The sequence below is a fragment of the Pseudaeromonas pectinilytica genome (genome assembly GCF_054780855.1).
This window is the reverse complement of sequence record NZ_BAAGVN010000122.1, coordinates 1-13,330: the sequence shown is the minus strand read 5'-3', so window position 1 is coordinate 13,330 and position 13,330 is coordinate 1. Positions and strand designations below refer to the sequence as shown.

General features: G+C 58.7%; 12 protein-coding genes. 5 read left to right on the top strand and 7 right to left on the bottom strand.

The genetic code is table 11. The features are described 5' to 3' along the window. Positions 1–527 precede the first annotated feature (527 nt). The 4 genes from ACYVG7_RS08835 to aspA form a co-directional block, all read right to left on the bottom strand. A complete protein-coding gene (locus ACYVG7_RS08835) occupies positions 528–1,583 on the bottom strand; it encodes a porin (RefSeq protein ID WP_460882783.1) in 1,056 nt (351 codons plus the stop codon). Between the two features lie 246 nt (positions 1,584–1,829). Continuing rightward, positions 1,830–3,695: a protein-disulfide reductase DsbD gene (gene dsbD / locus ACYVG7_RS08830; RefSeq protein ID WP_460882782.1), complete on the bottom strand. Its 1,866-nt coding sequence runs from the start codon at positions 3,693–3,695 to the stop codon at positions 1,830–1,832. 50 nt (positions 3,696–3,745) lie between these two features. Further along, complete coding sequence (gene cutA, locus ACYVG7_RS08825) at positions 3,746–4,063, bottom strand: divalent-cation tolerance protein CutA (RefSeq protein ID WP_460882781.1); 318 nt, start codon at positions 4,061–4,063, stop codon at positions 3,746–3,748. A gap of 291 nt (positions 4,064–4,354) precedes the next feature. Continuing rightward, complete coding sequence (gene aspA / locus ACYVG7_RS08820) at positions 4,355–5,788, bottom strand: aspartate ammonia-lyase (RefSeq protein WP_460882780.1); 1,434 nt, start codon at positions 5,786–5,788, stop codon at positions 4,355–4,357. Positions 5,789–6,102: 314 nt separating this feature from the next. On the opposite strand from aspA, the gene ACYVG7_RS08815 reads away from it, so the two are divergent. From ACYVG7_RS08815 to ACYVG7_RS08795, 5 genes are all read left to right on the top strand, one after another. Then, complete coding sequence (locus ACYVG7_RS08815) at positions 6,103–6,630, top strand: FxsA family protein (protein WP_460882779.1); 528 nt, start codon at positions 6,103–6,105, stop codon at positions 6,628–6,630. 198 nt (positions 6,631–6,828) lie between these two features. Continuing rightward, positions 6,829–7,122, top strand: coding sequence for a co-chaperone GroES (locus ACYVG7_RS08810; protein ID WP_460882778.1), 294 nt, complete (start codon positions 6,829–6,831; stop codon positions 7,120–7,122). Positions 7,123–7,196: 74 nt separating this feature from the next. Beyond that, on the top strand, positions 7,197–8,834 hold the full coding sequence (groL, locus tag ACYVG7_RS08805) for a chaperonin GroEL (protein ID WP_460882777.1): 1,638 nt from the start codon (positions 7,197–7,199) through the stop codon (positions 8,832–8,834). 641 nt (positions 8,835–9,475) lie between these two features. Further along, entirely contained in the window at positions 9,476–9,889 is a 414-nt protein-coding gene (locus ACYVG7_RS08800) for a DUF1090 domain-containing protein (protein ID WP_460882776.1), read from the top strand. A gap of 573 nt (positions 9,890–10,462) precedes the next feature. Beyond that, on the top strand, positions 10,463–10,951 hold the full coding sequence (locus ACYVG7_RS08795) for a hypothetical protein (protein WP_460882775.1): 489 nt from the start codon (positions 10,463–10,465) through the stop codon (positions 10,949–10,951). 15 nt (positions 10,952–10,966) lie between these two features. Here ACYVG7_RS08795 and ACYVG7_RS08790 read toward each other — a convergent pair whose 3' ends face one another. The 3 genes from ACYVG7_RS08790 to ACYVG7_RS08780 all read right to left on the bottom strand — a co-directional run. Continuing rightward, positions 10,967–11,362 carry a VOC family protein gene (locus ACYVG7_RS08790; protein WP_460882774.1) on the bottom strand — a complete coding sequence of 132 codons (396 nt, stop codon included), beginning with the start codon at positions 11,360–11,362 and terminating at the stop codon, positions 10,967–10,969. A gap of 778 nt (positions 11,363–12,140) precedes the next feature. After that, a complete protein-coding gene (locus tag ACYVG7_RS08785) occupies positions 12,141–12,503 on the bottom strand; it encodes a hypothetical protein (protein WP_460882773.1) in 363 nt (120 codons plus the stop codon). 297 nt (positions 12,504–12,800) lie between these two features. Further along, positions 12,801–13,330 (bottom strand): alpha/beta hydrolase (locus tag ACYVG7_RS08780; RefSeq protein WP_460882772.1); only part of this gene is annotated, 530 nt, incomplete at its 5' end.

Here is a 13,330-nt window from a genome sequence, read left to right as displayed (position 1 = left end):
TTTTGGCGATTAAATCAGATCACAAACGAAGCCTTTTTTCTATCTATTTCAATTGGTTGTAGCTAAAGATCCTGTACATGATAGCTGGTTAGGTATTGAAACTGAGATGTTGGCGGGTGGCAGTTGGGATGTTTATGATGGTTCAGTGCGGGATAAAGATCGTTTAAAAGGACGATTCCCGACGGTGCCGTGGGACACAACGAAAGTGGAGTTGCTTGCTCCGGCTCCTAACCTAATGATGCTGATTCGTCGCGGAAAATAATGATTGAATCAGTGCCGGTGGAAGGGGATATCGTTGAAGCGTTATGTTGAACAAAAGAAAACAGCCACCGAGGTGGCTGCCGAAAGAGACGGAGTAAATAAGGACACAATTCCCGCTTGCATCGGGGTTGCGGTCTTGAATCAGTAGACTGCACCACTTTAGCACACCATGACTGAACGTGGCTTAAACAAATCGGTGCTGAATGGAAATCCAGAGACAAAAAAGCCGGAGCAGAAGCCCCGGCTGATGGATCTCGATGGTGCGCTTAGAAGTCGTAGCGCATGGCCACGGCCACCACGTCGTCGGTGTTGATGCCGTACTGCTTGGTAAAGGTGCTGTCATCCAGCAGGTTGACCTTGTAATCCACATAAGTCTGGAAGACCGGTGTGAACTTGTAGCTGGCACCGATACTTAGGTACTCGTTGGCGGTGTCATCGATATTCTGGCTGCTGTCCTTCACATCCGAACGGACATAGGCCAGGGACGGCACGAACTTGTCGGCGACCGTGTATTGCACCACGGCTTCATAGCCACGGTTCTTCTCGGCATAGCCGTCACCGATGGCGTAGTGATCGCGGCCGTCGGAGTAGGTGGCGGCGGCATACCAGTTATTGGCAGCATAACGCACACCGATCGCCCCCAGTTTGGCGTCGCTATCACCGCCAAAGGTGGCATTGAGTTTTTGATCATCGGTCTTCCCGGCCTGGTTATAGGCACCGGCAAAGCTCAGACCCATCGGCAGATCGTAGGAGGCGCCCAAGGCGTAACCCTCGGCGCTACCCTGCATCCACTTGCTGGGGTCATTATTTTGCGGGTCATTCTGACCGGTGAACTGGGCGCCGAGCGTCAGGCCCTCATAGGTGAAGGCGTACTTGAGCAGACCATTGGTGCGGCCGGTACCGAATACTTCGGTGCCCTTGCCCAGACCATCACCACCCCATTCTGGCAGCACGTCGGTGTAGTCATTGACCATGGAGAGCAGACCATCCTGACGGCCGTAGGTCAGGGTGCCGAAGGTGTCGTGACGGATACCGGCAAAGCCCAGACGCAACTCGTCATTGTCGCTGCCGGAGGTCGGCAGGTTGTACTCGAACTGACCCAGACCGGTCAGATTGTTACCCAGATCGGTTTCACCTTTCAGGCCCATCCGGATATAGCTTTCATCACCGCGCAGCTCGTCATTGTCGGAGCCGTAATACATGCCGGTGGCGCGGCCGTAGAGATCCAGTTTGGTGCCATCTTTGTCATACAGATTCGCTGCAGAGGCAGTGCCGGCAGCCAACAGGGTCGGAATACTCAATGCAATTAATGTGGCTTTCATCATGTCACCCTCATGGTTATTAGAACGGGCCAGTGTCATGAACAGGGTCCTGAACAATCCGGCCAGCTTGGTACATGAGGAACAATCTAGCGCCTGAAACCTAAACGAGAGCTTAATCGAGAAAGCGTGATGGGCGTCAAACTGAACGGCATGTAAACCAGGGATCTGAAAACGTGGGTTTCAGCCCCGCCGCAGAGGGCGGGGCCGCTGATGGCGCGGATCAGTGGAGCGGATCAGTGGAGCGGATCAGCAGCGGTTTTGCGGCTGGCATTGCTGCGGCAGTCGGGAGATGAACCCCTGGGCATCCAGAAAGCCGTCGATGCGTGCCAGCGGATCTGGTGCCTGGCCAAAGAACTGGATGGCGGGCAAGCCGGTGACCTGCAGCTCGGCCAACAGGGCGCGCTGCTCGGTATCCATATTACTGAGATCGACCCGCAGCAGACGGTAGTGGGCCAACTGCTGTTGCACCTCGGTGTGGCTGAAGGTTTCCTGCTCCAGCTGGTGACAGGCGGCGCACCAGTCGGCGTACAAATCCAGCATCACAGGTTGCCCCTGGGCACGCGCCTGCTGCAACTGCTGCTGCAGCTCACTGCGGCTCTGGATAGCGGTGAAGGGCAGGCTGGCGTAGGTGGCCGGCGCCAACCCCAGCCAGCTGCCAACTGCCAGCAGGGGCAACAGCAGCAGGGCGGCGATGCGTAAGCGCGGGGAGGGCAGCAGGGTCAGCAGCAGGTAGCCGACGGCCGTGGTGATCAGCAGGCTCCAGCCACCGCGGATCAACCACTCCGGCAACCAGCGGCCGAGCAACAACAGCGGCGCGGCCAGCAGCACAAAGCCAAAGCACACCTTGACCCTGTGCATCCAGATCCCGCGTTTGGGCAGCCAGCGCGGGCCTAGGGTACCCAGCAGCAACATGGGCCAGCCCATCCCCAGCGCCAGGGCATACAGCACCAGGGCACCGAGCCAGAGATCGCCGCTTTGCGCTACATAGAGCAGAGCACCGGAGAGCGGGGCTGTGGTGCAGGGGGAACAGACTAGCGCCGATATGGCCCCCATCAGCAGCACCCCGGGCAGGGAGCCGCTACGCTGGGCTCCGGCCAGTCGTTGCAGTCGCTGCTGCAGGGTGCCGGGCAATTGCAGTTCGAAAGCGCCAAACATGGACGTCGCCAGCAGTATAAACAGCAGACTGAACAGCCCTAGCACCAGCGGATGTTGCAACCAGGCCTGCAGCCCGGCACCGAGGGAGGCTACCGCCAGACCCAACAGGGTGTAAGTCAATGCCATACCCTGTACATAGGCCAGGGACAGCGCCAGGGCGCGCCCGGTGGACAGAGCTCCGCGACCGAGAATAATGGCGCTGAGGATCGGATACATGGGCAGCATGCAGGGGGTCAGCGCCAGTCCGAACCCTAGCAGCAGGAACAGGCCGACCGCCTGCCAACCACCTTGCGCCAGAGCGGCTCGTGAGCGATCACTCGGCGTCCCATCGGCATCTGGCAGGGGGCTGATGTTCTGCGTGGCGGCTGCTTGGTCCTCGACGTTGGAAGGCTGCGGATTGGATGTCGCTGACTTGAGCGTCGAACCCACGGGCTGCAGGGGAATACTTTGGGTCACCGGCGGGTAACACATGCCCTCGGTACAGCCTTGATAACTCAACTCCAGCCGGGCTTGTTCCGGTATCTGTTGCAGCGGGATGGCAAAGTCCAGGTTGTAGTGAAACACCTGGGTGCGGCCAAAGAATTCATCGTCGTGGCTATCGCCGGGCGGCAGCGTCACCACCCCCAGTTGGCCCTCACTCACCTGCCAGTGCAGCTTGTCCCGATACAGGTAGTAGCCGGGGGCTATCTCCAGCCGGATCTGCAGTTCATTCCCCTGCTGCTGGCTGCTAAGGATAAAGGCGCGTTCGGCCGGTAAAAACTGCGACGTGGCGGGCGCCAGCCCCAACTGGTTAAGCACATCATCGGCCGAGTTAGCAGGTGCTAACCTCGGCGTAGCGGATCCGCTGGCTGGTAGCGACGAGGTTGGCGAGGGCGCGCTGGGCTGGGCGGCCAGCAGGGGGCCAGAGCCTATGAGCAACAGCAGCAGTGCCAGCCAGGGGGTGAGCCAGGAAGTCAAAAGGTGTCGACGAGCCAACCGGGCAGGCCCCGGTACAGGGATCAAAAAGGTCATAGGGTGACGTCGGCTATCCAGTTCAGGTAATCGGCATCGGCCAGCACCACCGGCAGCGCCAGAATTTCCGGGGTCTCATAGGGATGATGCTGCCTTAGAAAAACGCGCAGCGGCTCAAATAGCTCGCGGCGGGTCTTGATCAACAACTGGCTCTCGTCGCTCTGCTCTACCCGGCCTTGCCAGTTATAGATGGAGTGGATGAGCGGCACCACATTGACGCAGGCCGCCAGTCGCTGCTCGATGACGTTGCTCGCCAGCAGGTTGGCAACACCTTCATTGGGGCAGGTACAAAGTACCAAAATGGCATCGGTCATGGGGGTTAGGGTCCAGGTGCAGGAGGTGACCCACTATAACCACGGCCGGGGGGAATTGCACCCGACCGGGCGATAACCGCTCTGCCTGCGCGACAACGGCCGCTATGTCTGCTAAATACCCGTTGCTACTTATGCTACAGCGACAAGGTAGCACACGCTGACACGCCGTAAACCCATCCGTGGGGGCTCCGCCGCGCCATCCCTGGCGTGGAGGGTCAGCTTAGCGCTACCCTGTCTCTGTGATGGATGATCTGCTATTCGGAACCGCTAGTTAGACGATAACCGCTATTCCTACTGAGCGGCCTGGCGATAGCGTCGGGCTTTATAGCTGGGGCGCTTGAGATTCTCCACTGACAGCACCTCGTCGAGCTGCGCAGCGGTCATCAGCCCCAACTCCAGCACCACCTCGCGCACGCTCTTGCCGGTGGTCGCGCACAGCTTGCCCACCTTGTCTCCCGCCTGATGGCCGATATAGGGATCGAGGAAGGTGACGATGCCGATGGAATGGAACACATAGTGCTCGCAGACGGCCGGATTGGCGGTGATCCCCTCGACACACTTCTCGCGCAGCGAGACACAGGCGCGGCTGAGCAGATGCAGGCTCTCGAACAGGCACTGGGCGATGACCGGCTCCATGACGTTGAGCTGCAACTGCCCTGCCTCAGCGGCCATGGTGATGGTGACATCGTTGCCCACCACCTTGAAGCAGGCCTGATTCACCACCTCCGGGATCACCGGATTGACCTTGGCGGGCATGATGGAGGAGCCCGCCTGCAGCTGGGGCAGATTCAATTCGTTGAATCCGGCCCGCGGCCCCGAGCTTAGCAGCCGCAGATCGTTGCAGATCTTGGAGAGCTTGACCGCCAGCCGCTTCAGCGCGCCATGCAGCATCACATAGGCGCCGCAATCGGAGGTGGCCTCGATGAGATCTTCGGCCTGCTCGAAGGGGTAGCCGGTGATCTCGGCCAGGCGGCGCACCGCCAGTGCCGAATACTCAGGTGGCGAGTTCAGGCCGGTACCGATGGCGGTGGCGCCCAGATTGATCTCCAGCAGCAGCTCCTGACAGCGCTTGATGTTCTTGATCTCCTCGCGCAGGGTCACAGCCCAGGCATGGAACTCCTGGCCTAGGGTCATGGGCACCGCATCCTGCAACTGGGTGCGGCCCATCTTCAGGATGTCATGAAACTCCAGCGCCTTGTCGTCGAAGGCCTTGATGAGATCGATCAGGGTGTGCAGACCGGCGTTGGTGGTTTCGAACAGTGCCACGCGAAAGCCGGTGGGATAGGCATCGTTGGTGGATTGGCACTTGTTGACGTGATCATTGGGATGGATCAGATCGTGACGGCCCTTGGCGAAGCCCTGCAGCTCCAGCGCCAGATTGGCCAGCACTTCATTGACGTTCATATTCACCGAGGTACCGGCACCCCCCTGAAACAGATCCACCGGGAATTGGTCGAAGCAGGCACCGGTCTCCAGCATATGGTCGCAGGCCTGGACTATGTAGCCGGCAATGCGTGGATCTATGGTCCCCAGCTCACCATTGGCCAGCGCGGCGGCCTTCTTGGTCAGCAGCATACCGCGAATAAACTCCGGGACATCCGAGATGGTCTGCTGGCTGATCTGGAAATTGGCCACGGCGCGCAGGGTGTGAATGCCGTAATAGAGATGATCGGGGACTGGCAGCGACCCCAGCAGGTCTTCTTCGATGCGGATGCTTTCACTCATGACAGACCTCGGAACAGACAGGAGCGAGCCGGATCCCGTGGCGAGTCTCCGTGCCGGGGAGGGAGGCGGTGGCGGCCGTCAGATCCATCTGGCCTATGGCGCTGAGTCTAGCCCAGGGCGACGAAAAATTTCCGGTACAGAATCACGGCGTTGATGAGACAGACGTGACGGCGAGCACCGCCGGGCAATCGAGGTCAAGCGGCCGATGACGGAGGCTCTGGTATAAAAAATCGCCAGCCGACTTGAACTTGCGGCACTGCGTCCCCATCTAACAAGGGATGCGGGCAGCGGCCCGCCTGTTTTTTGAGGTCATTATGGGCAAGTTTCTGCTGGGTTTGATTGGGCTCTTCTTCGTCGAGATCTGGGTACTGATCAAGGTCGGCTCGAGTATCGGTGCGTTGACGACCCTGATCCTGATGGTGCTCGCCGCCATGCTGGGTGGCCAACTGGTACGCAGCCAGGGCGTCATGACGCTGTATAATCTGCAAAAGCGCATGCAGGCCGGAGAAGCGCCCGGTGGTGAGCTGCTGCAGGGCATCTGGTTGGCGGTGGCCGGTTTTCTGTTTATTTTCCCCGGGTTTGTCAGCGACATTTTCGGTTTGCTGTTGCTGCAACCGGCGATCCGCCGTGGTCTGACCCGGTTGTGGATTGCCCGTATGGCCAGCACGGTTGGCCGTGCTTCGGTGCACGCGGCCACCTTTCGCAGCGGCCCGTTCGGCGCCCCGTTGCAGGATGAGGCGCAACCGCGGGATCCCTTCGCTGTACCCAAGTCTGGCGAGCCCGATGGCTCAGCCCCGAAAACCGGTACCACCATCGACGGCGAGTTCGAACGCAAGGAATAATCCGGCGTCGGGCGGCAGCTTTTTTTCGTCACTGCCCCTTGAAGGGGCGAAATCTGCCCCCACATTGGAAGGGACATTATTGAAAACCCGGCCGTTATCCGTAACGAGCCGAGTTTGACTAACAACACAAGATTCGGCCTCTGATTTCTGTTCAGCAGGTCGCGTTTAGGTAACAACACTTTAGTAGGAGAGTTATCGATGAAAATTCGTCCATTACATGACCGCGTCATTATCAAGCGCACCGAAGTCGAATCCAAATCTGCAGGCGGTATCGTGCTGACGGGCTCTGCGGCCCAGAAGTCCACCCGCGGTGAAGTTCTGGCCGTGGGCACCGGTCGTATCCTGGACAGTGGTGAAGTCAAGCCGATGGCCGTCAAGGTCGGTGATCAGGTGATCTTCAACGAAGGTTATAACGTCAAGACCGAGAAGCTGGACGGCCAGGACGTATTGATCCTGTCCGAAACCGACATCCTGGCTATCGTAGAAGCGTAAGCTGGTTGGCGTAGAAGCCTAAGTTTGCCGATTGGCACTTTACCTCTAACTCTCGATTTTAAGGATTGAACGAAATGGCTGCAAAAGACGTACTGTTTGGTAACGATGCTCGTGTGAAGATGCTGGAAGGCGTTAACGTACTGGCCAATGCCGTTAAAGTTACCCTGGGCCCGAAAGGCCGTAACGTGGTGCTGGATAAGTCCTATGGCGCCCCGCTGATCACCAAAGACGGCGTGACCGTTGCCAAAGAGATCGAACTGGAAGACAAGTTCCAGAACATGGGCGCCCAGATGGTCAAGGAAGTTGCTTCCCAGGCCAACGACGCTGCCGGTGACGGTACCACCACCGCCACTGTACTGGCACAAGCCATCGTCACCGAAGGTCTGAAGGCTGTTGCCGCCGGCATGAACCCGATGGACCTGAAGCGCGGCATCGACAAGGCGGTCATCGCTGCGGTCGAAGAGCTGAAGGCGCTGTCCGTTCCTTGTGCTGACACCAAGGCTGTGGCCCAAGTCGGTACCATCTCCGCCAACTCCGATGCCACCGTGGGTAACCTCATCGCCGAAGCGATGGAAAAGGTCGGTCGTGACGGCGTCATCACCGTAGAAGACGGCACCGGTCTGCACGACGAGCTGGATCTGGTCGAAGGTATGCAGTTTGACCGTGGCTACCTGTCTCCCTACTTCATCAACAAGCCGGAAACTGGCGCTGTTGAACTGGAAGATCCGTTCATCCTGCTGGTGGACAAGAAGATCTCCAACATCCGTGAAATCCTGCCGGTGCTCGAAGGCGTCGCCAAGGCTGGCAAGCCGCTGGTACTGGTCGCTGAAGACGTCGAAGGCGAAGCCCTGGCGACTCTGGTGGTCAACACCATGCGCGGCATCGTCAAGGTGGCTGCGGTCAAGGCTCCTGGCTTTGGTGATCGTCGCAAGGCCATGCTGCAAGACATCGCCATCCTGACTGCCGGTACCGTCATCTCTGAAGAGATCGGTATGGAGCTGGAAAAGGCCACTCTGGAAGATCTGGGCCGTGCCAAGCGCGTCGTGATCACCAAGGACAACACCACCATCATCGATGGCGCCGGTGAAGTCTCGGCTATCGAGTCCCGCGTTGCGCAAATCCGTCAACAGATCGAAGACTCAACTTCCGATTACGACAAAGAGAAGCTGCAAGAGCGCGTAGCCAAGCTGGCTGGCGGCGTTGCGGTGATCAAGGTTGGCGCTGCCACCGAAGTCGCGATGAAAGAGAAGAAGGCCCGTGTCGACGACGCCCTGCACGCCACTCGTGCTGCGGTCGAAGAAGGCGTGGTTGCTGGTGGTGGTGTCGCCCTGGTGCGTGTCGCTGCCAAGCTGGTCGATCTGAAGGGTGATAACGAAGATCAGACCGTCGGTATCCGTGTTGCCCTGCGCTCCATGGAAGCGCCGCTGCGTCAGATCGTGGCTAACGCCGGTGAAGAGCCGTCTGTGGTCGCGAACCGCGTCCGTGAAGGCGAAGGTAACTTCGGTTACAACGCGGCCACCGAAGAATACGGTGACATGCTGGAGATGGGTATCCTGGATCCGACCAAGGTCACCCGCTCTGCCCTGCAGTTCGCCGCTTCCGTGGCTGGCCTGATGATCACCACCGAGTGCATGGTCACCGACCTGCCGAAGAAAGATGCCCCAGCAGCCCCGGATATGGGCGGCATGGGTGGCATGGGCGGCATGATGTAATCTGCTAGCTCACGCTAAGATGTTGAAAAAAGGCCGGTTTTTAACCGGCCTTTTTTTATTTCTGATTTGGGCAATCGGCCTCGGACTGTTCCCCTTGGCGGTCATCCTGACCGCGCACCGGCTACATCCGCCCCGACCACCGGCCTGGCAGACGGCTTCGGGTTTTGGCTAATACGCCATGAGGTATGGCGTCATATGGCCAACTGTAGGAGCAAGCGAAGCTCGCGATGCTTTTGCTCATTGATTTGTCCGTTTCCGCCCTGTCGGCTTGGGCGATATGCCAACCTGCCGTTGGCGGGAGCGGGTTAAGGACCGAAGCCGCGGTCCTTAACAATCCTGCGGCTGGGTGTATGCCGACTGCCGGGAAGGCCCCGGGCTGCGGAATGTCTTTCACCGGCCGGGAGCCACACGCCATCCCTGGCGTGACGCTCCCTCTTGCGGTCATCCTGACCGCGCACCGGCTACAGCCACCCCTTCACCCGGCCCGGCAGACGGCTTGGAGTTTGGGTGATGAATGGGAAGTGCTGCGCCAATACGGTAGCCACACTGGGATGGCTTTTCTCCTCCCCTTTTTTCCAAGGGGGAGGCTGGGAGGGGGTGACTGAATAACCATATTTCACTGAATCAACGAGGAGGAATGGATGAAAGCCATCAAGTTCGGCGTGATCTGGAGTGGGATCGGGATAGTACTGGCTTTGTTCTGCGGGGATAGTGTTGCCTCTTCCCGGTGCGTGGAGCTGTCAGGGTGTGCGCGTAAGTTCTGCGAAATAGAGCGGCAGCTTGAACAGGCGCAGAGAGCCAATCAGCAACAGAAAGTCGATGGCTTACAGGCAGCGCTGGAGAATGCCAAAGCCCACTGCAGGGATCCGCAACTACGGCAGGCGTTACTGGATGACATTGCAGAAACCCGAGCCGAGATAGCGGAATACCGGCAGGCGTTGCAGCACGCCGAGCAGGGGGGTGATGAGACCAAGATCATCAAGTATCGCGACAAGCTAGAGGCTAAACAGCAGGAGCTGGAATCCTTGTTGCAACAGCGGGCGACAGGGGAATAAGCCAGAGGGGATTGGCTTTCGCTGAACAGGGGCATGATCCAATGTCGATTGGATTCATGGTCGGATCTGGGTTCGGTTTGATCCGGTTCCGCCCTGTCGGCTTGGGCGATTTGCCAACCTGCTGTTGGCGGGGGCGAGCCAAGGGGGAAAAGCCTCGCTACGCCATCCATGGCTTCGCAGTCCGCTCGGGCTGTCCCTGCCCTCGCGCCAAATCGGGGCCGGGATAATCAATCCCGTCCAAACCCCGATTTGGCCCTTAACAATCCTGCGGCTGGGTGTATGCCGACTGCCGGGACAGCCCCGGGCTGCGGGTCGTCTTCCACCGGCCGGGAGCCACACGCCATCCCTGGCGTGAAGCTCCCTCTTGCGGTCATCCTGACCACGCACCGGTTACATTCGCCCCTTCACCCGGCCCGGCAGACGGCTTTGGGGTATCGTTGTAATTGCAACGAGCAAGAGCTGGTTGCGCGCGATGCTCGGCAGACGGCAAAAAATGGGTCGATGCCAAATGGGGCCTTGACGTATCATGCTGTTTCTTCAATCAAGGATGAGCTGCGACGTGCGGGAGTCGAAATGGGAAAGTTAGTGTTGGTGCTGATACTGGCGGCGGCTGGATATTACTGGTATGCCGATCGACAGGATCAGTCGGAGATAGTGGCAATCGAGAATCCCATCTATGCGGAGGCCCGCATTGATGTGACTGTGTCAGGGCGCGAGCTCAATATGGTGCTGCTCGGCAAGATGGTGGATGAAGAGGATTGCTCCGCACGGGGCGAGCGCTTCTGGCGCGATACGCTGGAGGAGTGCACCGAGTGCCAATTTGTGCGCTATGAGTGCAAGCCGGAGCTTGACGAGAATTATCAAGCCCTGTTTGCCAATCAGCTGACACGTACCTCCTATGTGCGGCTTGAACGCGGCAACGGCTATGAGCGCGATGGACGCATGCTGGTCTGGGGCTTGAACAAGTACGAGGCCGATACGGTATGCAACCTGCTCAAAGAGCGGATGAAAACCCACTATAGCGGCCAAGTCATCTGTGTCGATGGCGACCCCAACGCCTAGTGCCTGCGGGTGGCGCTATTCGGGTTGATGGCAGACAGCTTCGACGTTGTTGCCATCCGGGTCGAAGGCGAAGGCGCCGTAATAGTGTTCGTGGTAGTGGGGGCGCAGCCCCGGCTGGCCGTTGTCTTGCCCGCCCTGGGCCAGGGCCGCGGCATGGAAGGCATCCACAGCGGCGCGGTTTTGGGCACTAAAGGCGATATGCCGTGGCGTCGCCGCGCTGCGGGTCTCGATGACCCAGAAGGTGAAGTGCCCCTCCGGACCAAAGGCGCACATCCGCTGGGTCGGGAACTCAGCATTCCATTCGGCCACCATCTCGATCTGCTCCGTCACGCCCAGTGGAGCGAATACGGCACGATAGAAGTCGCGGGTCGCCAGATAGTCGCTGGCATAGGTACTGAGATGATCAATCATGGTCGGGGTCCTAGTGGTATTGAACGGTTATACCGTGTGACGATTTTCGCCCTTGACGGTCGAGGTCGACACCCGGATCTGGATTCGGTTTGCTCCGGTTCCGCCTGGCAGACATTGGCGATCTGTCCACCTGCCGTTGGCGGGGGCGGGTTAAGGACCGAAGCCGCGGTCCTTAACAATCCTGCGGCTGGTTGTATGCCGACCGCCGGGAAGGCCCCGGGCTACGGGTCGTCTTTCACCGGCCGGGAGCCACACGCCATCCCTGGCGTGAAGCTCCCTCTTGCGGTCATCCTGACCGCGCACCGGTTACAGCCACCCCGACCACCGGCCCGGCAGACGGCTTGGAGTTTGGGTGAAGAGGGCATGTTCCCATGCCGATTGGATTCATGGCCGGAGTTCGGTTCGGTTTGATCCGGTTCCGCCTGGCAGACATTGGCGCTCTGTCCACCTGCGGCGGACGGCGGCGGGCCAAGGGGGAAAAGGCCTCCCCCTTGGCAATCCCGGGCCCGGGTGTATGCCGACTGCCGGGAAAGCCCCGGGCTTCGGGTCGTCTTCCACCGGCCGGGAGCCACACGCCATCCCTGGCGTGAAGCTCCCTTTTGCGGTCATCCTGACCGCGCACCGACTACAGCCGCCCCTCCGCCCGGCCCGGCAGACGGCTTCGGGTTTGGGAGTCATTGCAACGAGCAAGAGCTGGTTGCGTTCGATGCTTGGCAGACGGCTTCGGGTTTGGGCGATGAAGGGCAGCGATGTTTGCGGTGCGCCCTGTCGTTGCGAATCAGTGCAGGGGCTGAAAAAGAATAACCACTAACTTTTTCAGGCAGAATGCCAGGAGTGCAAAGGCAGCGGAAAACCAGACTAGAGTTGTGAGCCAATAGGTTATTGCATGCTCTGATTTTTTAACCATGGTTGGGCCAGACTTGGTGATGGCTAATGTCTCACCCGATATTAAACCACTCAAATTCAGGCTGATGATAAAACCTGCCAACGCAATAAAACCAACCAGAGATAATGCCAAGGTGAGCCGTGCCTTGTATTGAAATCCAAGAATGCACAGCATGGAAATAAGCAGCGCTGGAATTCCAATCCAAAAGAAAAACCACATCAGCATATCGGAGATGGGTTGAATCAATGCCAACATAATAGTCCTTGATCCTTATTTTCCTATTTCTTGATTTTCAATGAATGCCATAACCAATGGTTTTAATCTGGTGACGCTTTGCTACTGGCTCTGCTTTTTTCCCGAGCTTATACCGCACCTCTGTTTCGTTGCAATTGCAGCGAGCAAGAGCTGGTTGCACTCGCTGCTCGGCAGGCGGCTTCGGGTGATGGATTTATCGTGAAGAGCAAAGCGCTCGTCGGAGTGATAAAGGAAGCGTCATCGCATGCATGGGTTGGGCTTTATCAGACCAAATTCAGCGGTCTTGGGTCTGCTGGCCTACAGCATGGTTTGAATAAATTGCCGGAGGCGGGATTCATAGCCGGGTGGGTCATAGCGATAAATATCCTGATGGATGGCGCCTTCGACAATCCATAACTGTTTCGGGCTATGAATGGTCTGGTACATGCGTCGGGTTTCGCTGACCTTGGTGCTCAGATCCTGGGATCCGCCGATGACCAGCACCGGGATCTGCAGTGATTTTAGCGATTCGATGGGTCTTAATTTTTCAATCGGTACGCCAATGCGCAGTGGAATTTGTGCGTAGAGCAGGGGAGCCAGCAGGCTTGCTACCGGGCCTAATCGGGCTTCGATCCGATCCGCGACTGCCTCTTCAATGGTGGGGAATACCGATTCCAGCACCAGGGCATCGGCCTCGGCAGCGGTTTTACCGAGTAGGGTGGCGGCACCGCCTAACGAGACACCAATGGCGATGACTTGATGGCAACGGCCTTGTTGATCAAATCCAAAGTCGGATACTCGCTCCCCAACCCGCCGGGCGGGCTTAGTTGACGGCCTGCCGAATGGGC